Genomic DNA, 26,528 nt, shown 5'->3' with positions numbered 1-26,528 from the left:
TTGTAAACTTTATATCATAAAAATTGATTACTATGAGAAAATAATTGACAACCTGTAAGAACAATTGTCGCTATATACAGTAATTTGAGAAACCACGGTAATGAACACGCATAAAAAAATTTAATAAATAAAATTAAATGTTAGTGATAAAAAATTGACTAACGTAGCCTCTTTGGTGAAAAACCAAAACGTTGTTTAAAGTAAAAAGCAAAACGAGAGCCTGATTCATATCCCACTTCTTGGGCAATTTGTAGGATCGTTTTTTGGGTAGTTTGTAACAGCATTAAACCAAAATTCATTCTTATATCTAAGATAATTTTGGATAAATTATATCCTTCTAAAGCAAGATGTCGTCGTAAAGTTGATTCGCTCATAGCAAATTGTTTAGCAATTTCTGCTGCCTGCCACTTTTTGTCTGGCTGCTGGTTAATAATTTCGCGAATTTTTTGGCTAATTTTTGGGTTATTATTCAGGGGAAAATACACACCAAATGCAGATAATCTAATTAATAATTCAATAAATAAATGTTTAACAAGATTAGAATTGCATTGGTTATGTGTCAATAATTCTGTTTTAATCTGTATCAATCGAGTAATAAAAGTTTCAGGTAATATTGTTTCAACTTTAATTTTTTTAAGAATTTGACTACTCTGACAAAGATGAGATAAAGCAAATTGATCTAGTAACTGTGCATGCCAAGAATAACAGATGGCTTGATAATCCTTATCATCAATATAAAAATTATTGATATTCATTAAATTACCTGCTGGAATTAGGACTAATTGACCTGTTTTTACCTTAAAATATTCGCCCTCACATTCAATCTGTTTTTCGCCATTTATGACATAGACAATCATAGGATCATTGCTTTGAATCTGCTTTAGGGTTTGATTACAACGTTGTGTTATATAAGTCACTCGACCAATTGAAGCAAAATCCATAATCCTAATAGCCTATTAAACAATATCAACGTGAGTAGGAGTAAATCATATCTGCCTTCGCTATTTGATGCGAATTAGCAATAAAACCAATTAAAGCTGGTGTGGTTTGTTCATCAACCTCAATGTGATCAATGTCTAGTGCATAAAGTATAAATTGATATCGATGAGTCGAATTTAGCGGAGGACATGGACCACCGTAATTTATCACGCCAAAATCATTACGTACTAACCTACTTCCTTTAGGTAATAAATTGGGATTATTTCCTGCTGATTGTTTAATAAGCGGCGTTTGTACAGGAATATTAACAATCACCCAATGCCACCAGCCAGAACCCGTTGGTGCATCAGGATCATACATAGTTAATACTAAACTTTTTGTCGCTTTGGGTAGATTTTGCCATGAAATTTGCGGAGATATATTTTCGCCTTGGCAACCAAATTGATTGGATATAAACCGAGCAGTAAACCCTTTATCGATAAGATCAGTGCTAGTTAATTGTAATTGCGCCGCATAACTGCAACTTGTACTCAATAATAATGTACTATAAATAATGGCTTTCGCTTTGTACAAAATACGCATGTTAGCCTCTTTTAACTATTAAATAAAAGCCATCATAAGGAATTTTCAATCTATAATCAGCACAAATTAGCTTAAATATGACACAAATTCGATTAATATTATCATTCTCTTGCGGCTAATACTCGTTCAACCATATCAACAATGGCTTGAGTTTGTGAGTCAATTTCAATTTTGACTTTGTCCCCTACTTTTTTCATCTAAAGTTGATACCAAACGTTTACCTTTACTTAAGAATGAAACGAAACAGCAAACTAGAGACTATTTATTCGTTGGTATCGATGATTTTTCACGTAAGCTCTATGCGATCATTTACCCCGATAAATCCCAATTTAGCTCAGCACTATTTTTTACAAAATGATGTGTTAGCCCAATGTCCTTATACCATTGAATGTATTTATTCCGATAATGGGCGTGAATATCAAGACACATGTGAACACCTATTTGTTAAAACATGTAATAATCATCCTATCAATCAAAAATTTACAAAACCTGCCTGCCCGCAAACGAATAGAAAAGCAGAAAGAGTCATACGAACTTTAATGGCGATGTGGCATAATCAGCAAATATTCGAAGATTCAAAAGATAGACGACAAAAACTTAAGCGATTTATTAACTATTATAATATGGTTAAACCGCATAAAGCGATTTCGGGGAAAACGTCTTATGAGCTTTAGAGGATTATTTTAATTATGAAGTGTAAACATCACGGAATTTTCCTATACTTTACAATATATTAATAATTAAATTAAATATACCCTTCCTAAATGCCATTATCTAAAACAAAGATCCTCAAAAATGATTAATTATGGCATAATGTGCGCCAATTTATATTTTCGCGACGTCATGCAAAGGCTAATTATTGCTTTTGAGCAAAACGCATTTTAAAGAGAGTCAATTTTCGTGTTAAGTACAAATAACATCACAATGCAATTTGGCAGTAAGCCATTATTTGAAAACATCTCGGTTAAATTTGGCAACGGTAATCGTTATGGTCTAATCGGCGCTAATGGCAGTGGTAAATCCACCTTTATGAAAATTATTGGAGGCGATCTCGTGCCTACATCAGGTAATGTGGCTTTAGATCCACATGAAAGACTCGGTAAATTACGCCAAGATCAGTTTGCTTTTGAAGAATTTACCGTCCTTGATACCGTAATTATGGGACATACCGAATTATGGGAGATCAAGCAAGAACGAGATCGCATCTATTCACTCCCTGAAATGAGTGAAGAAGATGGCTTTAAAGTTGCTGATTTAGAAAGCCAATATGCTGAAATGGATGGGTACAGTGCCGAATCTCGGGCTGGCGAATTATTATTAGGTGTTGGTATTCCAATTGAGCAACATTACGGATTAATGAGCGAAATCGCACCAGGTTGGAAGTTGCGGGTATTATTAGCCCAAGCCCTATTTTCAAATCCAGATATCTTATTACTAGATGAACCAACCAATAACTTAGATATTGATACAATCCGCTGGCTTGAAGATACCTTAAATCAACGCGAAAGTACTATGATCATTATTTCGCATGACCGCCATTTTTTGAATATGGTTTGTACCCATATGGCAGATTTAGATTATGGTGAATTGCGCATCTATCCAGGTAACTACGACGATTACATGACCGCATCAACGCAAGCGAGAGAGCGTTTGTTAGCCGACAATGCCAAAAAGAAAGCACAAATTAGTGAACTGCAATCCTTTGTTAGTCGCTTTAGTGCCAATGCATCAAAATCAAAACAAGCAACATCACGCGCAAGGCAAATTGAAAAAATCAAACTTGAAGAAGTCAAAGCTTCTAGTCGGCAAAATCCATTTATTCGTTTTGAGCAAGATAAAAAGCTATTTCGTAATGCGCTTGTTGCTGAAGACCTTACCAAAGGCTTTGACAATGGCCCTCTTTTTAAAAATCTTAAACTCATGGTTGAAGTGGGCGAAAAAGTTGCTATTTTAGGGACTAATGGTATTGGTAAAACCACATTATTAAAAACGCTAATGGGCGAACTGACTCCTGAGCAAGGCGATATAAAATGGTCTGAAAATGCAAATATTGGTTATTATGCGCAGGATCATGAGTACGAATTTGAAGGCGATTTAACGGTATTTGACTGGATGAGCCAATGGAAACAACCAAACGACGATGAACAAGCCGTGCGTAGTATTCTAGGTCGATTACTATTTTCACAAGACGATATTAAAAAACAAGTTAAGGTCTTATCTGGTGGTGAAAAAGGACGTATGTTATTTGGTAAATTGATGATGCAACGTCCTAATATTATTGTTATGGACGAACCAACTAACCATTTAGATATGGAATCTATCGAATCACTCAATATGGCATTAGAGCTTTATCAGGGCACACTATTTTTTGTTTCGCACGACCGTGAATTTGTTAGCTCACTGGCAACACGCATTGTTGAAATCACCCCAGAAAAAGTAATTGATTATACGGGTAATTATGAAGATTACTTGCGTAGTCAAGGAATTGAATGATACGTCTAGTATAAACATATCAATTGATCACAAAAAGCCACTGACTAATGTGGCTTTTTTTCTAACTGAAATAATTCAAATAATTAAATTAGAAATCTAATTCATCCCACCAAATATCAATAAGTTGACTAGTTTTTACATTTTTCAGACCGTGAGTTTCTAGCCATTTTGTGACAATGTCACGATGTTCTTCAGTACAGTTCCCTAATTTTTGGGTGCAAATAATCCCTTTCCAATTTAAATAACCGCTTCCCTCATAAGCTAAACCATTGGGTTGAATAGCTTCAAGAATAAACTGATCAACGATATTATCTAAAGTCTCTTCGCTTGTGCCTTCGTCAAAAGACCAACTAACCGTAAAGCCTAACTCTTTAAACTCTTCAATGTGTAATTTTTTTCGTAAACGTCTGCTGCGATTTACCATAATAGTTTCCTTCTACATTATTAAATATTAATTAGTTTGTTTATTTTTAGTGTGATTATGTCGGCTTGATGATTTCACACCATTTTGATTGAACTGCGACGATCGGTTTGCGCTTACACTTCCTCTTTTTGGTGGTGCTCGCCTTTGTGATGATTTTTTTATCGGTTCAGCTTTAATCTTAGGATCAACTTCAAAACCTTGAGTTGTTAATTCTGGAATCGTTTTTTTAATTAACTTTTCAATCGCTTTTAATTGAGGAAGTTCATCAATGCATACCAGCGAAATAGCCTGTCCTTCATTTTGAGCACGTCCTGTTCGTCCAATGCGATGCACATAATCTTCTGCCACTTGTGGAAGTTCATAATTAACCACATAAGGCAGTAACTCAATATCAAGACCGCGAGCAGCAATATCGGTTGCGACTAATGCTCTAATTTGTCCACTTTTAAAATCTGCCAAAGCTTTAGTGCGTGCGCCTTGGCTCTTATTGCCATGAATGGCAGACGCTTTTATACCATCTTTAGTCAACTGTTCAGCTAAGTGATTAGCGCCATATTTCGTGCGAGTAAAAACCAACACCTGTTGCCATTGATTTTTACCAATTAAATAAGACAACAATTCACGTTTACGACGTTTATCAACTCGATGCACATATTGGGTGATCTGCTCTGAAGCGCTATTTGTTTTCGCAACAGCAACCAATTCTGGGGCATGCAAAATCGATTGCGCTAATACTTTTATTTCATCAGAAAAAGTTGCCGAAAACATCAAATTTTGGCGTTTTTTAGGTAATTTAGCAATCACACGGCGAATATCATGAATAAAGCCCATATCTAACATGCGATCAGCTTCATCCAACACTAGTATTTTAATCGTTGAAAGATCCACGGCATTTTGTTGCACTAAATCCAATAATCGCCCTGGTGTTGCAATTAAGACATCCACACCGCCACGTAGTTTCATCATTTGCGGATTAATACTTACTCCGCCAAATACCACCAATGACCGAATGGGTAAATAACGGCTATACTCACGAATATTTTCGCCAATTTGTGCAGCAAGCTCACGAGTCGGCGCTAAAATCAATGCATATAAAGGACGTTTGCCTTTTTTCGCCTCAGGTTTATTGATTGCTTGCGCTTGCTGTTCAACCCATTTTTGCAAAATGGGTAAACCAAAACCTGCGGTTTTACCTGTACCGGTTTGCGCACTTGCCATAAGATCTTTACCGGATAAAATGACTGGAATAGCTTGCTGTTGGATGGGAGTTGGGTCTGTGTAGTTTTGTTCTTGAATTGCTTTTAAAATCTTAGCATCTAAGCCAAGAGAGTCAAATGACATGAAATGATTCCTAAATAAATGAAAAGTGGATTGTCCGCTTATATTATAAAGCAATTCCATAATATTTTCTGTTTATTTTGTTATTGTCTATCTTCAATAATAAAATTTACTGTTTATTTTACAACCAGAAACTAAAGTTAGAGTCATATTAGTAAATATAATTTCACAATAGACTGCTTCATTTTATCCAACATTTTTAGCACCTTATAACAGCCTTATTGTTGGATTATATATGCATTTAAAATTTAACCGAATTAAAAATGTATTAATAGCCTAACTTTTATCACTTTTAGCCTTAACAGTTTTGCCAAAGATGATATCACCTTTGCAAACTTTCGTGATATTCGTGATATTCGTGATTTGCCTCTTCATCTTTATAGTAGCGAAGTGTGGGCTCAAAATATGATTTTTGAGTCACTTCAACTAAACTATCTGCTCAATATCTGGGCTTTATGCTACCTAAAACATTGATCAGATAGTTTATATAAAAAATACTCAAGAAGTCATCCATAACACGTTTGTTATTGGATAAACCAACTGCTTAATTATATATTGCCTAAAAACTATATCCATACAGTTTAGATCGTTAAATTATAACTATGGTTTAATAAATTTATGATTTGTTCAAATGATATCGAACCGTCGAGCATTATTGTGATCCAATGATTTTTATTCATATGGTAAGCCGGTAATAAACCTGAACTATTTTTTATTATAGAAATCAATTCTGGATCGGATTTCACATCAATTATCTCTACCATATCGTTAGTTCGAAAACCTAATTTATTTTTCTCAACTGACATAATTAAACCAAACCATTTACCATTACATTTATGTCGAAGTACTTTATAATCAGGAAATTTTTTAAAAGGATGATCAACTTGAACTTCATTCAAAGTCTGTGCGTATTCTATTAATCTATTTTTCAGGCTCATAGTTATTTCCTTTTTCAATTCACTAAATCTAAAGTTATAAACAGCTTGTTTAATCCTACAAACTAGTCGATTTTTAAGTTTTTCGATAGGATAAAATCTTTCTTAAAAATTATAAATATAATTACGCTAACTATTTAAATTTTTTAAAGTAAAGAGAAATAAATAAAAAGATAAATTTGACATTAAAAAACAAAACTTAACCATGAAGAACAAATAAAAATGCTAACTTAAAACTTCTTATTACACTCAGGTTGCAAAATTACTAGTAATTTTACAACCTACTTTAAGAGAGCAAACACAGCATTGATACGGCTACAATCAATAATCTGCTTATTGTTTTTGACAAATTTCATCAATTGATAATGTTGCGGGCACATTACGATTATCGGTGAATTGAAAGCGGAACAAGAAGCGAATATCATAAGCACGTAACACATCAATCACGTCTTGCTTGTCACAAAATTGAGCATTTAAACCAAGCCTAATGCCTTCGGTGATATCTACCATTGATGCACTTTGGCTATCGATTGGCATATTGTATTCAAAAACAACGCTATTGAGGTTATAAAAAATGTTAGTGACTTCGTAACCCGCTTCGATTTTAACCGGAAATGTTCCACCTTCGCCTAATATCGATCTTTTAGCACTATCCGCAAAGGCTTTAGTTATATTTGCTGACGGAGGCAATTCGGTACTATACGCGCTCGAAATCATAAAAAAAGCAGAAACTAGCGCAGCCAATTTTATTCGTTTTTTCACTTCAGTATTCCTTACATTGAATCTTAATCCAGTTATATTATTTTAACGGCATTATTGGTTTCAATAAGCCTAATTAGATTGTTATTTTACACAAAAAATAAGAAAAAAATAATAAATCAGAATAAAATATTCATCAAAACGGCAATTATCTAAAATCGACACAATCAAAAAAGGCAACCCAATGGCTGCCTTTAATCGTCTTAAGTGACTAAAATCACTTTTTATTTGGATGAGGATCTTTAACTGAATCACCCTGCCCAGACATAATATACCAACCATTTTTGCTATGCGGCTTTTTATTATGATCAGGGCAAGGAGGTAACGATTTTTTGCTTTGATTTGAATATATATAGCCGCAATCGGCACACTTATAAGTACCAGCCGAAACATCACTACCATATGGAGCAAATTTTTGTACCATGATAAGTTTCCTCCTGATAAAATTGGCGATAAGCCCAATTGCTTATCAATGTATATATAAGCGCTGATTTAAGAAAAAAGCAAGTATAATTTTTCAACAAAAAATCAATGAAATTGTTATTTTTATCACACAAAAAACCGTCAGGAAAAATATTGATTTTATTTAAGTTTTTGTATTGTTTTTTTAAATAAAATCAATCCTTTTGATATTGCTATTGTTTTGAAAAATTGGGCTCTTGGGGGGGGTTAAAATAGCGTTACTTTTGTTTTAACACAAAGCAAACCAACCATCTTAATACCTTAATAATAAACAGTATGCCATATGCCAAGCCACTTATAACAGGAAATAAAAATGCACATAAAAAGACAAAAAGTTCATTTAAACCAAAACTGTAAGCCACAGCACTAAAGTAAACAGCTCCCCCCCAAAAAATACAAAAAAGTTCGCCGAAAAACAGCCCTAAAAACGAGGTAAATTGACAGTTATTTGGCTCAGTAAACAGTTTTATCAACATCAAAACAAATAAAACAACTTCGATCAATAGGGTTAAACCTAAAAACAAATAAATAATAGGAAAGTAAATATTTGGATAAGAATCAAACTTAATAGTCGCCAATATAGGAATAATCATAAACAAATAACAAATAGCAAAGGCTATAAGCAAGGGACGAATGTTTAGCACTTTTTGGAACATATATTTTGTTACTAATTTCAATTAGCACTCCTTTTTCATATTAACATAGTGTACTTATCTAAATAATAATGTAACACAATGACTACAAATTCAACAATTAATTAATAGGTTATGCAAAAATCACTTAAATTTGAGACATTGATGGGATCTACATTAGATAATCCCTTGATTTTACTAAAAATAACAAAGCAAAAAAAATTCAATAAAATCAATACCTTTCCTGACTGATTTTTTATCACTATTGTGTTAAAAAACGATCCACTTATAAATTTACCATAAAATACCCAATACTTTTAAAAACCTTAATAAAATCTTATTTTTATACTTGACGTTATTGATGACATTGGCATAATTACACGTTCAATGTTTTATTAGGATCTATCCATGAAATATAAAATAATCAGCCTTAGTATTGTCATTTTAGCTTGGATGAGTGCTTTACCCACAGCTCAAGCCGACGAAATAACTTGTCCAAGCTCAGTAACAATTAAATCCGCTCATTTAGATATTAATAACCTGCCTAACGATTGGGCGGTTTCTGAAAAGAAAGATGCATTATTATTGCTTGATGGCGTTGGCGTCTATTCCGATAATCCCGCTAAAAAAATCCAGCAAAAACCAGAAACCGGTATCATTGATGGTAAACAACATCAAGCAACTTGGAGCGTAAACACCATTTACGACGAAGGAGGTAGTTGGGTTAGCTGCAGCTACAACTATGAAGAAGTAGAATTAGTCAAAAAAATCAACCCAATCATGAAAAGCTGCTGGGAAATCGATTCTAAAGATCAATTTGATCGATTACAAGTCACGATTAAGTGTAGTGCTAGTGAATTGCAAGAGATTAAGTAGGTTTTGTATCTTATAAAAATGGTGGTTTTACAAAATAACGTTCAATCTTTAATAACTTTAAATCAGCCTAAAAAGGTAAGAATAAAAAGACTGAAAAAATTATTAAAATTTTAATCTTAAAAAATTAACTAATTTAATTATTTAATAAATAAAACAACATCATTTTTGCATGTTTGTGGTTAAAAAAGTGATGCTGAGTTTAAATAAAATTAATTTTTTAATGCAATTAGAATTATAATCATCAATGACATTAGTTGCTATTTTTTTGTGTCAAATATACAATCCCACCATTTAGGTGAAAAATGGCATTTTCTAATTTTTTTTGATTTTTGTAATATAAAATGAGTTCACATAAATTGAATTGAGAATAATCAATGGTTAAATTAAAAGTAATGCTTTTTGTTGTCCCTATTATTGCTATTGTTGCTATTATTGTTGCTATTGTTCCGTCTTGTTCGAGTCGTGGAGAGCTTTGCCTTTTTGGTACAGTTAAATCGACATTCAATGATTATAAAAATGCATATTGGCAATCAGTTGATAATAAAAAATCTAAAGCTTCAAAGCTCGATATTAAAAAATGTAGCCAAGAAGCAGAGAATGCAAGAATTATTCTTATTAATATTTTTACCCAGTTATGTACTGATGGGCATATATCCCAAGAATATTTACCTGATGCTGTTTGGATTCAACACAATTATATTGAGAACTATTATTTTGGTAAAAGCACTGAAAAATTGACAGGTACAACAGAACAAATCCTCACCAAATTTTTAGCTTATGACGACAATGACAACTTTCCTAGTGTTGATAGATTAAATAAGGCGTGCGCTCGTTATATTCCAAAAGATGGCATATTATATCATTATCTGGAAATAGGTCCTGATATTCCATTTTATACAAATTATTATTTTGAACAATGTATGATTAAAAATAACTTTGAAAGCATCGCTCCTGTAACCACAAAGACATACTGCAAGGGAATTGGCTGGTAACTAGAATAACTATAAGCTTTTCGCAGAAAATTGAACTTTTTATGCTCAAGAATTTTGGCGGATGGGAGACGTTAAAGATAGTAAATAAATACGCCCATTCAAACGCAGATCACATGCTTGAATTCGCAAATAACGTCACATTTACGGCACAAGGCTCATTCAATGGCACAATGGAAAATCTAAGAAATGCTTAAAAATTATATAAATCATGATTTTTAATGGTGGCCCCTACTGGACTTGAACCAGTGACCAATCGATTATGAGTCGACTGCTCTGACCAACTGAGCTAAGGGGCCATTTGGGTGTGCTACTGAGTTAGTAGGGTTATGATTATAATAGAGTTGAATCAAATTTGCTATAGTTAATTAATAAAATAGGTCGGTTTGATTATTTATTAAACTGTAATTTATTGGATTTTATGCAAGTTTAATTACTGATATTTTTTGTTTAATTAAACTGATACAATAATTTGGTTTATTACTGTTAGTTATTTTATTGGTTGAGGAAATGTTATGTCTATCAAGAAATTATTATTTATTAGTGTTGCGATGTTTGCAACCTTGCTTTTAGGTGCATGTAGTAGTTCTAAATATCAACCTACTTCTGCTGGTAGTCAAGTTCAGTTTATTGATACTAAACCTGCGGCTTCTTGTCAGTTATTGGGTAAAGCGGAAGGACGTCGTAGTAGTTTCTTTTCTGGCCTTAAAACGCATAGCGAGCTAATTCGCGATGCGGCTTCTGAGCTGATGAATAAGGCTGCTGCAATGGGGGGGAATGTGATTTATAACGCACAAGATACTTCTATGCAATATATTTCGGATATTGCGCCAACAGATGCGGTTATGGTTGGTGATGTTTATAGTTGTAAATAAGGCTAGTTAAATAAGAAAGGGAGCTTTGCCTCCCTTTTTTTATTGGTATTAATCAATTGTAATATCTTGAGTTAATTTAACCATTTTGTTTTTCAAATTGTTGCATAAAGTCAATTAAATAATTCACGCCTTCTTGATCCATCGCGTTATAAATGGATGCACGCATTCCACCTGCAATACGGTGACCTTTGATGCCAATAATGTTAGCTTGAGTTGCTTCGCTTACAAATTTTTTATCTAGTTCTTCATTTGGCGATAAAAAAGTGACATTCATAATTGATCGATTCGCTGTTGCGACAGTATTTCGATAAAAATCGGATTGATCGATAAATTGGTATAGTAATTGTGCTTTGGCTTGGTTTCGTTGCTGCATTGCTTTTAGTCCACCAAGGCTTTTTATCCATTTAAACACTAAGCCCGACATATACCATGCAAATGTAGGCGGCGTGTTAAACATGGAATCGTTGTCTAATAAGATTTTGTAATCTAATACTGATGGTAGGATTTTTTGTGCATAACCAATAAGATCTTCACGCACAATCACAATGGTAATGCCTGATGGACCAATATTTTTTTGTGCACCAGCATAAATAATGCCATATCGGCTTACATCAATAGGTTGCGATAATATACATGATGATAAGTCTGCAACCACGGTTTTATTGCCAAAGTTGGGTTCTTCAAAGATTTGAACTCCATCGATTGTTTCGTTTGGGCAATAGTGTACATAAGCGGCATTATCATTTAATTGCCATTCTGACATAGCTTTGATAGCTGTTAGTCCATTTTGTTTGATAACAACATTTTGTTCATTAATTTGGCAATATTTGCTGGCTTCTTTGGCTGCACATTGGCTCCAATAACCGCTGTTAATATAGTCTGCACTGGTTTTGTTACCTAAGATATTTAATGGAACTGCAGCAAATTGTGCTCTGGCACCACCTTGGCAATAGAGGATTTTGTAATTATTAGGGATGTTTAAAATTTCACGCAGGTCATTAGAGGCTTCAATAGCACATGCATCAAAATCTTTGCCTCTATGGCTTAATTCCATGACCGATGCGCCTGTATTACGCCAATTTAATAATTCAGTTTGAACTTGCTTTAATACATCAGCAGGCAATTTTGCAGGGCCTGCACTAAAGTTATAACTTTTATTCATTGCGATTCACTTTAATCCATTCAAAGAAGGATTCTATTTTTACACTGTATGGACAGATATACAATCAGATTTTTTGTAAAAAATTTTCAGAAAACCATGTGTTTTAGCATAAAAATACCGGCGAATGCCGGCATGGTTGTAATTAGATTGATGTAGGTAATTATAAAAGTTGTTGCTTGGCAACTTCAATCGCTGATTTTACCTGCTGTGGTGCAACGCCGCCTTTAGCACAGCGTTTAGCTAAGCATGATTCTAACGATAATATTGGATAGACATCACTATCGATAACGGAGCTGAACTTTTGTAGTTCGGCAAGCGAGAGTTCTTCGAGTGCTTTTTGCTTTGCTATCGCATCAACAACAGCTTCGCCAACAATGTGATGAGCTTCGCGGAATGGTATTCCTTTGGTAACTAAATAATCAGCAAGTTCGGTTGCATTTGAATAACCTTGTTTAGCGGCTTCTTGGCAGTTTGTATAGTTGATTTTGATATCTTCTAACACTAGTGTGGCCATATCTAAGCATTCTTGCCAAGTGTCGAGCGCATCAAATAGGTGTTCTTTGTCTTCTTGTAGATCTTTATTATAAGCAAGAGGTAAACCTTTGATAGTCATGAGTGTTCCCATTAGAGCACCAGTAACCCGCCCTACTTTGCCGCGAATTAGTTCTAATGCATCGGGGTTCTTTTTTTGTGGCATGAGTGAAGAACCTGACGTAACACGATCTGATAACTCAACAAAGTTGGCTTCGCCACTGTTGAAAATAATAAGATCTTCAGCAAAACGCGATAAATGTACCATGCCTATTGAGGCGTTATTTAATAATTCAACAATATGATCACGATCAGATACCGAATCTAAACTGTTATTAGTTGCTTGAGCAAACCCTAACCAATGCGCCAATTGCTCACGATCCATTGGATAGGCGGTTCCGGCTAATGCACCTGAGCCTAATGGACTAACGTTTAAGCGTTTTAGTGTATCTTGTAAGCGGCTGACATCACGGCTAAGCATTTCAAAATAGGCTAAGCACCAATGTGAAAAAGTAATTGGTTGTGCTCGTTGCAAGTGGGTATAACCTGGCATAATGGCATTTTGATGCTGTTCTGCAGTTATAACCAGAGATTGTCGCAAGTGATTAATCGCATTAATTAAGTAAGGGATTTGATCTTTACACCATAGTTTTAAATCGGTCGTTGATTGGTCGTTACGGCTTCGCCCTGTATGTAATTTTTTACCTAAGTCGCCAATTTTTTCGATCAGTTTTTGTTCAACCCAACTATGTATATCTTCGGCATCACTTTGTAAAATCTGTTTGGGATCTTGTTGAACCGAAATTAGTAATTCATTTAAGGCTTTTTCTAATTTTTTTTGTTCATCATAAGATATTACGTTGACCGTCACCAATGCTTTTGACCAAGCAATTGAACCCATGATATCTTGCTCTGCAAGACGATAGTCAAAGCGCAATGAATCATTAAAATGCTTAAATCGTTGATCTGCCGCTTGACTAAAACGTCCTCCCCATAATGCCATAATTACCTCAATATTATCTTTAATAATTGCTTAAATAATTTAAATTTTATAAAAAATAAAAATAATATATACAGGGTTTAACCTGTATATATTTATTATTATCATTTTTTTATTTACGCATTAGCGTTTACTTTTTCGCTTTTGTTGCTGATTTTTTAGCTGCTATTTTTGTGTTATTAGCGGATTTAGCTGGTTTAGCTTTTTTTGCAGGTTGTTTTTGCTTTTCTTCATTTAATGCACGTATTCGTGATGATAACGAGAATAGACGAATAAACCCACCAGCATGGCTATGATCATAAACTTCATCTTCACCAAATGTGGCAAACTCTTCGCTGTATAAGCTATTTGGTGATTTCTTTTGTACCGCAGTCGCATTACCTTTATAAAGTTTAACCACTACTTCGCCTGTCATATCTTGCGCTAAAACTTCGGCTGCGGCTTGAATTGATCGACGATATGGAGCAAACCAGCGTCCATCGTAAACAACATAAGCCATTTCTAAACCAAGTTGTTCACGCCATTTAAAGCTGTCACGATCTAAGATTAATTGTTCTAAACCGCGTAATGCTGTCATCATGATTGTTCCACCAGGTGTTTCATAACAACCACGTGATTTAATGCCAACTAGGCGGTTTTCAATAATATCAACTCGTCCAACACCATGTTTTGCACCAATTTTATTCAATGTTGCAACACAGTTGTAAGGCGATAATTTTTTACCATTGACTGAAACCACTTCACCTTTTTCAATGCCAATGGTTACCAATTCTGGTTTGTCTGGCGCTTCTTCTGGCGAAACAGTCCAAGCCCAGCAATCAGCGTTAGCTTGGTTCCATGTGCTTTCTAACACACCGCCTTCGGTTGAGATATGCCATGCGTTTTCGTCACGGCTATAAATTTTTTCAACAGTTGCGGTAGTTGGAATTTTACGGACTTTTAAATAATCAATTAGTGCTTCACGTGAACGTAGATCCCATTCACGCCAAGGTGCAATCACTTTAAGTTGTGGTGCGAGTGCGGTATAAGTGGTTTCAAAACGTACTTGGTCATTACCTTTACCCGTCGCGCCATGGCATAATGTATCAGCTCCAACCTCTAGCGCATACTCAACTTGTGCTTTAGCAATAATTGGACGAGCCATCGAGGTACCAAGATAATAGGTACCTTCGTATAAAGCCCCTGTTTTTAAGACAGGGTACACATAGTCTTTAACAAATTCTTCTCGTAAATCAACAACCTTACAAGCAACTGCACCCGATGCTTTGGCTTTTTTTTCTACATCTTTTAATTCTTTTGGATCTTGACCTACATTAGCAACGAATGCATAAACTTCACACCCGCCATAATTTTCTTTTAACCAAGGAATAATCGCCGATGTATCCAAACCACCTGAATAAGCCAATACAACTTTTTTTGTTCCACTTTTTTTCATGCTACACCCTTTCTAAATTAACTTACGGTAAAAAATGAGTTAGAGACCTTTACTTTAAATTGTTAAATATAGCTAACCAGCTTAATATAATATCAGCTTAATATTTAAGCAATAATTCTTGTGCCTGTTGTACCTGATTGTTCGTTAAATAATTTAATCAGTTGGTCAGACTCTTTCCAACTAGCAATTGCAATCGGTCGTCCTAAGGCTTTGGCTGCTTCAAAAGCGGAATTAACTTTTACGACCATGCCCTCTGTAATAATACCTTTGGCAATCAGTTGATCAGCTTGCGATTGCGTTAGTGATGCAATGCGTTGTTTGTTTTCATCAAGTACGCCGACCACATCGGATAGCAATATCAAGTCAGCATTTAAGGTTTTAGCTAGCGCAACCGCAGCGTGATCAGCATTGACATTCATCATTTGCCCTTCTTCAGTGATACCAATCGAGCTGATAATGGGTAAATAACCGGCATTAATAAGTAGGTTTATTAATGTAGGATCGCCGGTTTTGGCTTCGCCAACATAACCAAGATCTTCCGAAATTTGTTTGACTTCTACACTATTACCATCAGCTAAGCAGAGTCCCACACTGGCTATTTGCTGTTTTTTAGCTTCTGACAATAAAGTGGTATTGGCACTGCCAGCAAGGCTACCGACAATAACGTCAATTTGGTCAGCAGGGGTGACTCGTAGCCCGTTTCGACGTACCACGGGTAAAGAGAGTCTATCCATTAGTGAATCGACCACTGTACCACCACCATGCACAATAATTAATGGCCGTTGAAAATTCTTTTTATATTCACTAATAACAACAAATAATTTATTTAAGGCATCTTTGTTATCAAGTAATACACCACCAAGCTTTATAATTAATGGTTTCATTTTAGTTTCCTATTAATTTAACTTACTGCTAATTTATTCAATAATTTTTTACAGAATTTAAATATAATTTCATCCATTTTTATAATAATGATGTGGTTTCATCAAAACCATATCGAATATTCATACACTGCACTGCTTGTGCTGCTGCACCTTTTAATAAGTTGTCTTCAACAGAAATTAATATTAAATGGCGATCTTTTAATACAAAACCAATATCACAATAAGGCAAACCAATGACAGATTTTAATGCCGGCCAATCTTTTTGATAAACTCTGATTAAGGGTTTATTTTGGTAATATTTATTCAAAGCCGTAAGAATATCTTGTGATGTTACGCCTTCTTTTACTCGGCAAGTTATAGTGGCATGAATACCTTGTTTAAAACTACCTAAATGAGGTATAAAGATCACTTCTTGACCTAAATGTGTCGTAATTTCGGGTTGATGGCGATGAGTAAATAACCCATAAGCATGTAAGCTCACTTCGCAAAATATATTATTATGCGAAGGTTTTCGCCCTGCTCCACTTACACCACTGACGGCATTAATAACAGGCCATTGTGAACTGTCTAGTAGTTCTTCTTTAATTAATGGTTTGAGTGGTAATTGCGAAGCAGTAGGATAACACCCTGGTACCGCAATAAGTTGAGCTCTTTTGATCTGTTCACTATTCCATTCAGCTAAGCCATAAACGGCTTTGTCTAACCATTTTGGATGTTGATGGGTGAAGCCATAATAATCAGTATAAAAAGTGGCGGAATTGACTCTAAACGCACCAGATAAATCAAAAACGGTACAGCCATGTTCTAAGAAATAAGGGGCAATAGTGTGACTAACGGCATGTTCAGTAGCTAAAAAAACGATATCGACATCATTAATATAAGCGGAATAATCCGCAGTGGCTATAAGAGGTAAATCAACAACACCTTTTAACTGGGGATGTAAATCGTAATCAGAAATGAGCTTGCCACCATCCTGGCTGTTTTCTGATACAATTAAAGCAATAAGTTCTATATGCGGATGCTTATGTAAATAATAAGCTAACTTTGCACCAGCATAACCACTCGCTCCTACAATAATGGCCTTTAACATACCTATCCTTATCTATTTTTTATACAATAATTTGTATATAGTAGGTTATTTATAAGGCTATTACAAGTGTTAAAATGAATTTTTATTCACTTTTTATGAATTTAATTTCATTTTTATTTTTTTTTTTTGGGGTTGTCCTAATATTTTAAATGAATCTAATTTATGATTTTATTTTCTTAAGTAAATACAAGCAAACAACTTTAAATACCTACCGATAAAGATCGGCAGGCACGCTTTAGATTATTTTAAAAAACTTGCCGACTTTAATATCGCTATCAATAATTCCCAATAGCGGTAAACACTTTGTATGTTTACTTTTTCGTCTGGTGAATGTGGCGAAACAATCGTTGGCCCAATTGAAATCATGTCCATATTTGGATAACTTTGTTTAAATAAACCACATTCAAGCCCTGCATGAATCACCATTATTTTTGCTTGCTGAGAAAAAATTTCGAGATATTTATCTTTAGCTAGTTTAAGTAATTGTGAATCTAAATTAGGTTCCCATCCTGAATAACCACCACTTATTTCATAATTGGCATTCATAAGTTGACTAAGAGATATCAATGTCGATACAACGGCATCTTTAGCACTATCAACTTGAGAGCGAATTAAAAAATGGGCATTAAGTTGGTTATCTTCAATATTAACAATACCGAAATTGAGTGATGTTTCAACCACACCATGAAGTTGATCACTCATTCTAACCACACCATTAGGTGCTGTATTTAACCAATTAATGATCTTATTTTGATGTTCAGTGGTTAATACACGTTTTACTTTATTGGATTCAACCTCTGATAAAATTATTTCAACAGCAGACTCTGCATGACCTAATTCACTGCGTAAAATAGTTTGATATTGTTTAACAATAGCTTCTAATTTAGGTAAATCTTGTTTATTTAGTGTGATTTCAGCAAAGGCTTCTCTTGGAATAGCATTGCGCAATGTTCCGCCTTTTATATCGGCTAATCTAAACGAGATATCTTGTGCATATTGCGCTAAAAAACGAGCCATTAATTTAATTGCGTTACCACGACCAAGGTGAATATCACAACCTGAATGCCCACCTTTTAACCCTTTAAGCGAAATGTTCATATAACAATCATGTTTTTCAGGTATTACTGCATAAGTAATGGCAAAAGTCGTGGTAAAGTCAACACCGCCAGCGCAACCAGTAAATATTTCGCCTTCGTCTTCAGAATCAGTATTAATTAAATAGTGGCTTTTTAACCAATTTGGTTGTAAACCAAAGGCACCATGCATGCCGGTTTCTTCTGATACTGTTATTAACACTTCAATCGGCCCATGTTCAACAGCAGGATCAATTAACACAGCTAACGCAGATGCAAGTCCAACGCCGTTATCTGCACCTAATGTTGTACCTTTGGCTTTTACCCATTCACCATCAACATAAGCTTGAATTGGGTCGGTTAAAAAATCGTGACTAGTGCCTTCATTTTTTTGAGGCACCATATCCATATGGGCTTGCAAAGCAATCGACGGGCACGCCTCCATCCCTTTAGTAGCAGGTTTAGTTAATAAAATATTACCTACTTTATCAAGCTTGCAATCAATGTGATTCCTATTGGCAAAATCAACAATATATTTGGTTATCATTTGCTCATGATGAGATGGGTGGGGAATTTTACAAATATCACTAAAAATCTGCCAAACAAATTTAGGTGTTAAGGTAGAAAGCATAATATAACCTCAATTATTAAGTAAGTAATAAATTAATGAGTGGTTTTTTTTAACTAATCACTCTATAATAAGGTGCAATTTTACAACTATTTTTAGTCCATTAATATTTATTTATTCGTACATTCGATTAAAATTGCAGGTTACACATGTCAACAGAACAAACTTTATTAACAGAAGAAGAAATCCAAGCAAAAAAACAACACAAAGCAGAACTTATTGCTGAAAAGAAAAAATTCAATGTCACTTGGGAAATGTTACAATCCTACGGGCGTCAACTCTCAGAACGTTTATTACCTGCTAACCAATGGAAAGGTATTATTGCCGTTAGTCGTGGTGGATTAGTTCCAGCAGCTATCTTAGCGCGTGAATTAAGTATTCGTTATGTCGATACGGTTTGTATTTCAAGTTACGATCATGATCATCAACGCGAAAAACTAATATTAAAACAGGCAAATGGCGATGGTGAAGGCTTTATTGTCGTTGACGATTTAGTCGATACAGGTAACACCGCTCATACTATCCGCGAAATGTATCCAAAAGCACACTTTGTTACTATTTTTGCAAAACCAGCAGGTAAACCACTTGTTGATGATTATGTTGTTGATATCGAGCAAGATACTTGGATCGAACAACCTTGGGATACTGGCGTCATGTTCGTTAAACCAATTTGTGATCATAAATAATCAATAAGGAAATTAAGGTTGTTATGACAACTACCGAAAATCTAACGGCACAGATATTTAAACCACAATTTGATTATCCTGAAACATCAACACTCATAAATCGTATCGATAGTAGTGATGGTAGTAGTATTAGCGCGTTAGATGGGGAAATTGATTCGAGGTGGTATCGCATTATTAATCCCATTTTATGGCATTGGCGTGGATTACCTAAATTAGAAGCTGAAGCGGTTTTATCCAAAATTGCCGCTTCAACTAGACATCATACAAATGATAACTGGCTAGATACGGTTATTGGTTATCAATCTGGTAACTGGGTTTATGAATTTTTAAACCAAGCAGCAATCTGGCAAGCGAAAGCAGAGTCGATAGATAGAACGAATCTGACCAACGAAGATAAAAATAATTTACTCAATTATTACCTTATTGCCAGTGAATTTTCAAGTATCGCCAGTTATCCTCATTTTAAAAATGATGAACTGGCAATGTATGCCCAAACTTGTGCTTATCAAGCTTATACAAAAGCACTTAGTTTTTCACCGTTTTTGATTAAAGAGCTTGAAATTAAGGTTGATAATCGTAGCGCCAAAGCAATTTTACATCTACCAAAAACTGAAAAAGCTTGCCCTGTTGTGCTAATCTGTAATGCATTAGGTAATTTGCAAATCGATTACTATCGTTATTTTAGTGAGTTTTTAGCCCCACATGGATTTGCTATGTTAACCGTTGACTTACCGACGGTTGGATATAGCCGTAACTTTGCTTTAACACAAAATAGTAGCCTAATTCATCAAGCTATATTAGAGCAATTGTCCTCAGTGCCATGGGTTGATGATCATCGTGTTTTTGTTGCAGGCTTTCGTTTTGGTTCGCATATTGCTACACGTTTGGCCTATTTAATGCCAAATAAAATAAAAGGATTGTTTAACTTCACTCCATTTGTTCACCAAATTTTTGTTGATAATGAGCTGCAAAAAAATCTACCTAATAGCTACAAAGATATGCTCGCAAGTCGCTTGGCATTACCTTCGATATCCAATCAGCAATTAGCGGCAGAATTGAAATACTTTTCACTAAAAAATCAAGGGCTTTTAACTCATGCTTGCCATGTACCGGTGATGAATATCATCTTTGAGGATGATAAGCTAAGCAATCTTTGTGAAGCAAAATTGATTCATTCAATTAAGCAAAATAAAGTAGTAACAGTGTCTAAAAAACAGTTACAAAAAAGTTTGCATCAAGCGTTAACTCAATCAGTACAATGGATGGAGTCTATTTTATAATTCACGATTTAAAATAAGAGCAATGTTATGATCAATAAAAAACAGCAAATTGTTGTTGTTAAATTAGGTACCAGTGTGTTAACTGATGGCACAAAACAACTCGATCGGGCACGCATAGTTGAGCTAATAAGACAATGTGCATGTTTACATAAAGATGGACATAAAGTTATTATTGTTACTTCTGGCGCAATTGCAGCAGGTCGAGAATACTTAAACTTCCCTACTCTACCTAATACTGTTGCATCAAAACAATTGCTCGCATCGGTTGGCCAAAGTAAATTAATACAGCTTTGGGAACAACTGTTTTCTATCTATAAAATCTATATTGGCCAAATGTTACTTACCCGTGCCGACCTCGAAGATCGTGAACGATTTTTAAATGCCCAAGATGTGTTAAAAGCCATGTTGGATAATCATATCATTCCAGTTATTAACGAAAATGACGCTGTTGCAACTGCCGAAATAAAAGTTGGAGACAATGATAATTTATCAGCGCTAGCCGCAATTTTAGCCGAAGCTGATAAGCTGATTTTATTAACCGACATTGAAGGCCTCTATACAGCCGATCCAAGATCAGATAAAAGTGCCAAGTTAATTCATGAAGTCGATCATATTGATGATAAATTACTAAGCATTGCTGGTGATAGTGTTTCGGGGCTTGGTACTGGTGGTATGACAACAAAACTACAAGCAGCAAAAGTTGCTGGCAGTGCGGGTATTGAAGTTGTGATTGCGGCAGGAAACAGAGCCAATGTCATTATTGATATTATCAATAATCACCCTGTCGGTACACGATTTCTTCCTCAAAAAACGCCACTAGAACATCGAAAACACTGGTTATTTGGCGCACCCAAAGCAGGCAAAGTGTTATTAGATGATGGTGCTGTTAATGCGATTTTAAATAATGGCAGTTCGCTATTACCTAAAGGTATTCTAAAAGTTGAAAAGGACTTTTCGCGCGGTGAAGTTATTGATATATGTGATAGCTTAGGCAAACATATTGCTCGAGGTGTTAGTCGTTATAACAGTGATGCTTTAAGGCAAATTGCTGGGCACCATTCGCAAGAAATTTCCAAAATTATTGGTTATGAACATGGATCTGTTGCTGTTCATCGAGATGATATGATAATTAAACAATAAGGCAGTATTTTTTCTCATAACTTTATAGTTAATTTGGGCTTTCCCCGTAGAAAAAAATTAATCGGTCAAATATGGAATAAAAAGAATTTATTCATATTGCAATAAAATCACTCGTAAAAAATTCACTTTAAAAAACCATTTAAATTTTAAAAAAAATGACGTAAAAAAGAAATTATTAAATAAATTACGTATGTGTTTTAAAGTATAAATAAAAGCAAGACAATAAAAAAACTAATATTTTCCAATTCTCAAAAAATAAATCAACCTGATTATTTTATGATTTATAAATATACAAATTAACGTTAAAAATATTACAATTACGTTTAATAAAAAATACTATTATCAAAAAAAAGTGGGAAGAAAGAAAATTGAGTATTGAAGTTAATAGTTATTCAAATAACTGGAAAAAAGAAAATCAAGACTTAGTATTTTATCAACGAAAATATATAAAAAATGGCATTATTCTATTATCTATAGTTTTCGTTATTTTTTTATGCCTTGCTTTAACCTTAAAACTGCCATTACAATTAGGTATAGCAATAATATTTATGATTATTTATTTATTGCTGCGCGGTTCGGAAAAATACATTATTTTGGGTCAAACCTATATAACAGTAGGAAAAAACAGTAAGTTAAGAATAATTGATTTATTATTTTTTGCGTTGTTTTTTATTGTCTATGCTTTGATGCGAAGCAATGAAAGTAATAAAATGAATTGTATCCTATTAAAAAATATTGAGTCTATTATTGAAGAAAATAATTTTTTAAGAATAGACTACAAACAAAATACTTCTCATAAGCAAATTTTGATAGATTTAAATTATATGACTGATGATGATAAACAATCATTACTAAAAGAAATAAATAATATAAAACAATCAAATAGCAATATAAAATAGTGGTGATAAAAATGTTACAGCAAATGGGTAAAACAGCTAGACTTGCTTCATATCAACTAGCACAATGTCCTACCTCAATAAAAAATAACAGTTTGATGGTTATTGCTGATTTATTAGAACAGCATAGCGCAAGTATACTCATTGCAAATGAAAAGGACATCCAAGCGGCGAAAGAACAAGGTTTAAACGAAGCCATTTTAGATCGTCTACTTTTAACACCTGAGCGACTATCATCTATTGCCAATGATGTTCGAAAAGTAGTTTCATTAACTGATCCTATTGGTCAAATCATTGATGGTTCTACTTTAGAAAACGGCTTAAAGTTACACCGTCACAGAGTGCCGCTTGGCGTTATTGGTGTGATTTACGAAGCCCGACCAAATGTTACAATTGATATTGCAGCTCTTTGTTTAAAAACAGGTAATGCCGCAATACTTCGTGGGGGTAAAGAAACAATCAATACTAATACGGCCATAATTTCTGTCATCCAAAAAGCGTTAAAACAAGTTGGTTTACCTCAAACAGCTGTTCAATGTATTAATAATCCTGATCGTAAATATATTCATGAGTTACTTAAACTCGATAAGTATATTGATATGATTATCCCTCGAGGTGGTGCATCTTTACATAAATTATGCCGTGAACATTCAACAATACCCGTCATTACAGGTGGTATTGGAGTCTGTCATATTTTTGTTGATGAAACTGCTGATTTTGATAATGCTCTACCAATTATTGTCAATGCCAAAATTCAGCGCCCAAGCACTTGTAATACGCTTGAAACGTTACTAGTTCATCGAAATATTGCGGAGCAGTTTTTACCAAAACTTTGCCAGGTCATGGTAGATAATAACGTCGTATTACATACCGACCAAAACTGTTATGACATATTAAAAACGAGTAATGCAACTATCCTACCAGTAAAAAATGAAGAATTACGGCAAGAATGGTTATCAAAAGATTTAAACGTAATCATTGTTGATTCACTTGAACTGGCTGTAGAGCATATCCGCGAATATGGTACGGGTCATTCTGAATCAATTCTCACACGTAACTTACTTAATGCAGAACAATTCGTAAATCAAGTTGATGCAGCTGCAGTTTATGTCAATGCATCAACACGCTTTACTGATGGCGGGCAATTTGGTCTAGGTGCAGAAGTAGCTGTTAGCACTCAAAAATTACATGCCCGAGGCCCAATGGGTCTTGAAGCTTTAACCACATATAAGTGGATTGGTTATGGCGATGATTTAATTCGCCAATAACAAAATAAGATTTAAAATAACTGTTCGGTTATCCCGAACAGTTATTATTGTCCAATTTACTAATCAAAATTACGCATTAATAATGCATAATTAAGATCTATATCTTCAGGTATTGGAATATAAACAATATGACCATCCCCCAGTCCTGCTGGAACGGGTTGTCCTTTTTTGTTTTCCATACGTTCGATAATGAAGTTTTGATTACCTTTGGGAGTCATCATTTCGACACTATCCCCAACAGAAAATTTATTCTTTACGATAACTTCAGCTAAGCCATTGAGCCTCTCACCGCTAAACTCGCCAACAAATTGTTGCCTTTCTGAAACCGAATGGCTATGTTCGTAATTTTGCATTTCTTCATGCTTATGGCGACGTAAAAATCCTTCGGTATAGCCTCGATGAGCAAGTGCATTAAGTTCTTGTAATAAACGAGGATCAAAAGGTTTACCTTCACTTGCCGCATCAATTGCTTGGCGATACACTTGCGCCGTTCTTGCACAATAATAAAAAGATTTAGTTCTTCCTTCAATTTTGAGCGAATGTACGCCAATTTTAGTTAAATCGTCGACTAACTCCACAGCTCTTAAATCTTTTGAGTTCATAATATATGTGCCATGTTCATCTTCAAAAGCTTGCATATATTCGCCTGGACGCCCTGACTCTTCAAGCATGAATACTTTATTGGTTGTTTGACCAATACCTAATGTTGGCTCAACTTGTTGTACTGGTATCGGTTCACATTTATGAACAATTTGCCCTACTTCGTCTTCTTTACCTTCAGCAACTTTATATTCCCAACGGCATGCGTTAGTGCATGTACCTTGATTTGAATCACGCTTATTGATATAACCAGAAAGCAAACAGCGCCCAGAATATGCCATACATAGCGCACCGTGAATAAACACTTCTAATTCCATTTCGGGCACTTTTTCACGGATTTCAGCAATTTCATCCAGTGATAATTCACGCGATAATACCACTCGAGTTAATCCCATTTGATGCCAAAATTTTACCGTTGCCCAGTTAACTGCGTTAGATTGTACCGATAAATGAATTTCCATATCAGGAAAGTGTTCGCGTACTAACATAATTAAACCTGGATCTGACATGATAAAGGCATCGGGTTTCATGTTTACAATGGGCTCTAAATCGCGAATAAAAGTTTTTAACTTAGAGTTATGCGGTGCTATATTAACCACTACATAAAACTTTTTGCCTTGGGCATGAGCTTCGTTAATGCCGATCGCTAAATTTTCATGATTAAATTCATTATTACGAACCCGCAAACTATATCGGGGTTGCCCTGCATAAACTGCATCTGCACCATATGCAAATGCATAACGCATATTTTTTAAAGAACCAGCAGGAGAAAGTAATTCTGGTTTTGCATATAAATTTGTCATTAAAAATGCCTCTGATTTCAGGTCAGTATTACTAATTAGTAATAGGTTAAGCAAAATAGGATGGGCATTTTACGCTTTAGCCTATCAGTTGGCAAATTTATTATATAGTCAAGCTATATAACGCAAAAACTACACTCATTAAAAAGTGTTTTATTAATCAATATGATTAGATTAGATTCGAACAAATTTACGAATGTTTTTCACTCTTTTAATTTTCAATCATTCTTTTTAGGCAAAGCCGCATGGAGCGATACCTATTACAATACTAAAATAAATTTGGATATAACTTAGCAAAATGGAAATAAATTAAGGGAAAAATTCAAAGATTAAACTCATTACTTGGCACGGTTAGTTAATAGGATTATTTTTTTGCAATAATTGAGAGTGTTTACTAGTGGTGACAATTTAATTCGAACAATATCTATTTCAACTAATGCTACACAAAGTATTATGGAGACAGTAATTTGAGCATTAGCACTTACATATCAGCCTAATGCTTTATTAAGCAAAGCTACTTATTTTAATAAACTCTCCCCATTACTCAACAATGGTAAATACTCATTCCATCGATATTCTCTAATTGGCATGGGATTAGCCTCTCTAAAATATAAAACTAACGCAGGCTTGATACCATTCCAATTATTTACAAACTCATACCTGATAAGGTAACCATCCTTGATTAACTTCTTCGCTTTTGCATGATAATTAAAGTAGCTCATAGTTAATATTGAAAAGTTAGATTACAAAA

Annotated in this window: 25 protein-coding genes, 1 tRNA gene and 3 pseudogenes; 11 read left to right on the top strand and 18 right to left on the bottom strand. The window is 34.4% G+C overall.

Features of this window, described 5'->3' with window-relative positions; translation table 11 throughout:
• Positions 1-158 precede the first annotated feature (158 nt).
• The 3 genes and pseudogenes from ACYH9I_RS00905 to ACYH9I_RS00895 all read right to left on the bottom strand — a co-directional run.
• Positions 159-941: a helix-turn-helix transcriptional regulator gene (locus ACYH9I_RS00905; RefSeq protein WP_483558183.1), complete on the bottom strand. Its 783-nt coding sequence runs from the start codon at positions 939-941 to the stop codon at positions 159-161.
• A gap of 25 nt (positions 942-966) precedes the next feature.
• Positions 967-1,521 (bottom strand): YbhB/YbcL family Raf kinase inhibitor-like protein, encoded by a 555-nt coding sequence (locus tag ACYH9I_RS00900; protein WP_483558182.1) that lies wholly within the window; start codon positions 1,519-1,521, stop codon positions 967-969.
• 101 nt (positions 1,522-1,622) lie between these two features.
• Positions 1,623-1,715 (bottom strand): annotated as a pseudogene (locus tag ACYH9I_RS00895) (riboflavin synthase); the annotation flags it as partial.
• A gap of 105 nt (positions 1,716-1,820) precedes the next feature.
• On the opposite strand from ACYH9I_RS00895, the gene ACYH9I_RS00890 reads away from it, so the two are divergent.
• Together ACYH9I_RS00890 and ACYH9I_RS00885 are read left to right on the top strand one after the other, a co-directional pair.
• Complete coding sequence (locus ACYH9I_RS00890; RefSeq protein ID WP_483558180.1) at positions 1,821-2,195, top strand: integrase core domain-containing protein; 375 nt, start codon at positions 1,821-1,823, stop codon at positions 2,193-2,195.
• Between the two features lie 226 nt (positions 2,196-2,421).
• The gene (locus ACYH9I_RS00885; RefSeq protein ID WP_483558178.1) at positions 2,422-4,014 is read left to right on the top strand and encodes an ABC-F family ATPase; all 1,593 of its coding nucleotides are present in this window, start codon (positions 2,422-2,424) and stop codon (positions 4,012-4,014) included.
• Positions 4,015-4,102: 88 nt separating this feature from the next.
• Here ACYH9I_RS00885 and ACYH9I_RS00880 read toward each other — a convergent pair whose 3' ends face one another.
• From ACYH9I_RS00880 to ACYH9I_RS00855, 6 genes are all read right to left on the bottom strand, one after another.
• Entirely contained in the window at positions 4,103-4,438 is a 336-nt protein-coding gene (locus ACYH9I_RS00880) for a YggL family protein (RefSeq protein ID WP_483558177.1), read from the bottom strand.
• A gap of 27 nt (positions 4,439-4,465) precedes the next feature.
• A complete protein-coding gene (rhlE, locus tag ACYH9I_RS00875) occupies positions 4,466-5,779 on the bottom strand; it encodes an ATP-dependent RNA helicase RhlE (protein ID WP_483558175.1) in 1,314 nt (437 codons plus the stop codon).
• 578 nt (positions 5,780-6,357) lie between these two features.
• Positions 6,358-6,714: an MmcQ/YjbR family DNA-binding protein gene (locus ACYH9I_RS00870; protein ID WP_483558173.1), complete on the bottom strand. Its 357-nt coding sequence runs from the start codon at positions 6,712-6,714 to the stop codon at positions 6,358-6,360.
• Positions 6,715-7,044: 330 nt separating this feature from the next.
• Complete coding sequence (locus tag ACYH9I_RS00865; protein ID WP_483558171.1) at positions 7,045-7,473, bottom strand: hypothetical protein; 429 nt, start codon at positions 7,471-7,473, stop codon at positions 7,045-7,047.
• A 214-nt stretch (positions 7,474-7,687) separates the two neighbouring features.
• A complete protein-coding gene (locus ACYH9I_RS00860) occupies positions 7,688-7,894 on the bottom strand; it encodes a hypothetical protein (RefSeq protein ID WP_091346771.1) in 207 nt (68 codons plus the stop codon).
• Between the two features lie 256 nt (positions 7,895-8,150).
• Entirely contained in the window at positions 8,151-8,609 is a 459-nt protein-coding gene (locus tag ACYH9I_RS00855; protein WP_483558169.1) for a hypothetical protein, read from the bottom strand.
• 363 nt (positions 8,610-8,972) lie between these two features.
• On the opposite strand from ACYH9I_RS00855, the gene ACYH9I_RS00850 reads away from it, so the two are divergent.
• From ACYH9I_RS00850 to ACYH9I_RS00840, 3 genes and pseudogenes are all read left to right on the top strand, one after another.
• Positions 8,973-9,440: an STY0301 family protein gene (locus tag ACYH9I_RS00850; protein WP_091346768.1), complete on the top strand. Its 468-nt coding sequence runs from the start codon at positions 8,973-8,975 to the stop codon at positions 9,438-9,440.
• A 374-nt stretch (positions 9,441-9,814) separates the two neighbouring features.
• Positions 9,815-10,432 carry a hypothetical protein gene (locus tag ACYH9I_RS00845; RefSeq protein ID WP_483558167.1) on the top strand — a complete coding sequence of 206 codons (618 nt, stop codon included), beginning with the start codon at positions 9,815-9,817 and terminating at the stop codon, positions 10,430-10,432.
• Between the two features lie 35 nt (positions 10,433-10,467).
• Positions 10,468-10,626 (top strand): annotated as a pseudogene (locus tag ACYH9I_RS00840) (site-specific integrase); the annotation flags it as partial.
• 25 nt (positions 10,627-10,651) lie between these two features.
• Here the strand turns inward: ACYH9I_RS00840 and ACYH9I_RS00835 are convergent.
• Positions 10,652-10,728, bottom strand: a tRNA-Ile gene (locus ACYH9I_RS00835).
• Positions 10,729-10,944: 216 nt separating this feature from the next.
• On the opposite strand from ACYH9I_RS00835, the gene ACYH9I_RS00830 reads away from it, so the two are divergent.
• Positions 10,945-11,304, top strand: a complete 360-nt coding sequence (locus tag ACYH9I_RS00830; RefSeq protein ID WP_483558165.1) for a DUF4156 domain-containing protein — start codon at positions 10,945-10,947, stop codon at positions 11,302-11,304.
• 76 nt (positions 11,305-11,380) lie between these two features.
• On the opposite strand, the gene serC is transcribed toward ACYH9I_RS00830, so the two are convergent.
• The 6 genes and pseudogenes from serC to ACYH9I_RS00800 all read right to left on the bottom strand — a co-directional run bounded on the left by serC (position 11,381) and on the right by ACYH9I_RS00800 (position 19,110).
• Positions 11,381-12,466, bottom strand: a complete 1,086-nt coding sequence (gene serC / locus ACYH9I_RS00825) for a 3-phosphoserine/phosphohydroxythreonine transaminase (RefSeq protein WP_483558163.1) — start codon at positions 12,464-12,466, stop codon at positions 11,381-11,383.
• 160 nt (positions 12,467-12,626) lie between these two features.
• Positions 12,627-14,000 (bottom strand): argininosuccinate lyase, encoded by a 1,374-nt coding sequence (gene argH / locus ACYH9I_RS00820; RefSeq protein WP_483558161.1) that lies wholly within the window; start codon positions 13,998-14,000, stop codon positions 12,627-12,629.
• Between the two features lie 214 nt (positions 14,001-14,214).
• Positions 14,215-15,432 (bottom strand): annotated as a pseudogene (locus ACYH9I_RS00815) (argininosuccinate synthase); the annotation flags it as partial.
• 104 nt (positions 15,433-15,536) lie between these two features.
• On the bottom strand, positions 15,537-16,316 hold the full coding sequence (gene argB / locus ACYH9I_RS00810) for an acetylglutamate kinase (protein ID WP_483558159.1): 780 nt from the start codon (positions 16,314-16,316) through the stop codon (positions 15,537-15,539).
• 79 nt (positions 16,317-16,395) lie between these two features.
• Complete coding sequence (argC, locus tag ACYH9I_RS00805) at positions 16,396-17,406, bottom strand: N-acetyl-gamma-glutamyl-phosphate reductase (RefSeq protein ID WP_483558157.1); 1,011 nt, start codon at positions 17,404-17,406, stop codon at positions 16,396-16,398.
• 240 nt (positions 17,407-17,646) lie between these two features.
• Entirely contained in the window at positions 17,647-19,110 is a 1,464-nt protein-coding gene (locus tag ACYH9I_RS00800) for an aminoacyl-histidine dipeptidase (protein ID WP_483558155.1), read from the bottom strand.
• A 146-nt stretch (positions 19,111-19,256) separates the two neighbouring features.
• Here ACYH9I_RS00800 and gpt point away from each other — a divergent pair, with 146 nt between their 5' ends.
• From gpt to proA, 5 genes are all read left to right on the top strand, one after another.
• Complete coding sequence (gene gpt / locus ACYH9I_RS00795; RefSeq protein WP_483558153.1) at positions 19,257-19,793, top strand: xanthine phosphoribosyltransferase; 537 nt, start codon at positions 19,257-19,259, stop codon at positions 19,791-19,793.
• A gap of 23 nt (positions 19,794-19,816) precedes the next feature.
• Positions 19,817-21,073 (top strand): alpha/beta hydrolase, encoded by a 1,257-nt coding sequence (locus ACYH9I_RS00790; protein WP_483558151.1) that lies wholly within the window; start codon positions 19,817-19,819, stop codon positions 21,071-21,073.
• Between the two features lie 27 nt (positions 21,074-21,100).
• Positions 21,101-22,213, top strand: coding sequence for a glutamate 5-kinase (gene proB, locus ACYH9I_RS00785; protein ID WP_483558149.1), 1,113 nt, complete (start codon positions 21,101-21,103; stop codon positions 22,211-22,213).
• A gap of 368 nt (positions 22,214-22,581) precedes the next feature.
• Positions 22,582-23,112, top strand: coding sequence for a hypothetical protein (locus ACYH9I_RS00780; RefSeq protein WP_483558147.1), 531 nt, complete (start codon positions 22,582-22,584; stop codon positions 23,110-23,112).
• Between the two features lie 11 nt (positions 23,113-23,123).
• Positions 23,124-24,377: a glutamate-5-semialdehyde dehydrogenase gene (gene proA, locus ACYH9I_RS00775; protein ID WP_483558145.1), complete on the top strand. Its 1,254-nt coding sequence runs from the start codon at positions 23,124-23,126 to the stop codon at positions 24,375-24,377.
• A gap of 59 nt (positions 24,378-24,436) precedes the next feature.
• Here the strand turns inward: proA and trhP are convergent, their stop codons facing one another.
• Together trhP and ACYH9I_RS00765 are read right to left on the bottom strand one after the other, a co-directional pair.
• Positions 24,437-25,780 carry a prephenate-dependent tRNA uridine(34) hydroxylase TrhP gene (trhP, locus tag ACYH9I_RS00770; protein ID WP_483558143.1) on the bottom strand — a complete coding sequence of 448 codons (1,344 nt, stop codon included), beginning with the start codon at positions 25,778-25,780 and terminating at the stop codon, positions 24,437-24,439.
• Between the two features lie 515 nt (positions 25,781-26,295).
• Positions 26,296-26,499, bottom strand: coding sequence for a thermostable hemolysin delta-VPH (locus ACYH9I_RS00765; RefSeq protein WP_483558141.1), 204 nt, complete (start codon positions 26,497-26,499; stop codon positions 26,296-26,298).
• Between the last annotated feature and the right edge of the window lie 29 nt (positions 26,500-26,528).

Source organism: Gilliamella sp. X-23, assembly GCF_057063545.1.
This window is presented reverse-complemented; position numbering and strand designations above follow the sequence as displayed.

What these genes read in the sequence shown, in the direction of transcription:
- ACYH9I_RS00905 (WP_483558183.1), bottom strand. Translation starts at nt 941, where the DNA reads ATGGATTTTGCTTCAATTGGTCGAGTGACTTATATAACACAACGTTGT.
- ACYH9I_RS00900 (WP_483558182.1), bottom strand. Translation starts at nt 1,521, where the DNA reads ATGCGTATTTTGTACAAAGCGAAAGCCATTATTTATAGTACATTATTA.
- ACYH9I_RS00890 (WP_483558180.1), top strand. Translation starts at nt 1,821, where the DNA reads ATGCGATCATTTACCCCGATAAATCCCAATTTAGCTCAGCACTATTTT.
- ACYH9I_RS00880 (WP_483558177.1), bottom strand. Translation starts at nt 4,438, where the DNA reads ATGGTAAATCGCAGCAGACGTTTACGAAAAAAATTACACATTGAAGAG.
- rhlE (WP_483558175.1), bottom strand. Translation starts at nt 5,779, where the DNA reads ATGTCATTTGACTCTCTTGGCTTAGATGCTAAGATTTTAAAAGCAATT.
- ACYH9I_RS00870 (WP_483558173.1), bottom strand. Translation starts at nt 6,714, where the DNA reads ATGAGCCTGAAAAATAGATTAATAGAATACGCACAGACTTTGAATGAA.
- ACYH9I_RS00860 (WP_091346771.1), bottom strand. Translation starts at nt 7,894, where the DNA reads ATGGTACAAAAATTTGCTCCATATGGTAGTGATGTTTCGGCTGGTACT.
- ACYH9I_RS00850 (WP_091346768.1), top strand. Translation starts at nt 8,973, where the DNA reads ATGAAATATAAAATAATCAGCCTTAGTATTGTCATTTTAGCTTGGATG.
- ACYH9I_RS00845 (WP_483558167.1), top strand. Translation starts at nt 9,815, where the DNA reads ATGGTTAAATTAAAAGTAATGCTTTTTGTTGTCCCTATTATTGCTATT.
- ACYH9I_RS00830 (WP_483558165.1), top strand. Translation starts at nt 10,945, where the DNA reads ATGTCTATCAAGAAATTATTATTTATTAGTGTTGCGATGTTTGCAACC.
- serC (WP_483558163.1), bottom strand. Translation starts at nt 12,466, where the DNA reads ATGAATAAAAGTTATAACTTTAGTGCAGGCCCTGCAAAATTGCCTGCT.
- argH (WP_483558161.1), bottom strand. Translation starts at nt 14,000, where the DNA reads ATGGCATTATGGGGAGGACGTTTTAGTCAAGCGGCAGATCAACGATTT.
- argB (WP_483558159.1), bottom strand. Translation starts at nt 16,316, where the DNA reads ATGAAACCATTAATTATAAAGCTTGGTGGTGTATTACTTGATAACAAA.
- argC (WP_483558157.1), bottom strand. Translation starts at nt 17,406, where the DNA reads ATGTTAAAGGCCATTATTGTAGGAGCGAGTGGTTATGCTGGTGCAAAG.
- ACYH9I_RS00800 (WP_483558155.1), bottom strand. Translation starts at nt 19,110, where the DNA reads ATGCTTTCTACCTTAACACCTAAATTTGTTTGGCAGATTTTTAGTGAT.
- gpt (WP_483558153.1), top strand. Translation starts at nt 19,257, where the DNA reads ATGTCAACAGAACAAACTTTATTAACAGAAGAAGAAATCCAAGCAAAA.
- ACYH9I_RS00790 (WP_483558151.1), top strand. Translation starts at nt 19,817, where the DNA reads ATGACAACTACCGAAAATCTAACGGCACAGATATTTAAACCACAATTT.
- proB (WP_483558149.1), top strand. Translation starts at nt 21,101, where the DNA reads ATGATCAATAAAAAACAGCAAATTGTTGTTGTTAAATTAGGTACCAGT.
- proA (WP_483558145.1), top strand. Translation starts at nt 23,124, where the DNA reads ATGTTACAGCAAATGGGTAAAACAGCTAGACTTGCTTCATATCAACTA.
- trhP (WP_483558143.1), bottom strand. Translation starts at nt 25,780, where the DNA reads ATGACAAATTTATATGCAAAACCAGAATTACTTTCTCCTGCTGGTTCT.
- ACYH9I_RS00765 (WP_483558141.1), bottom strand. Translation starts at nt 26,499, where the DNA reads ATGAGCTACTTTAATTATCATGCAAAAGCGAAGAAGTTAATCAAGGAT.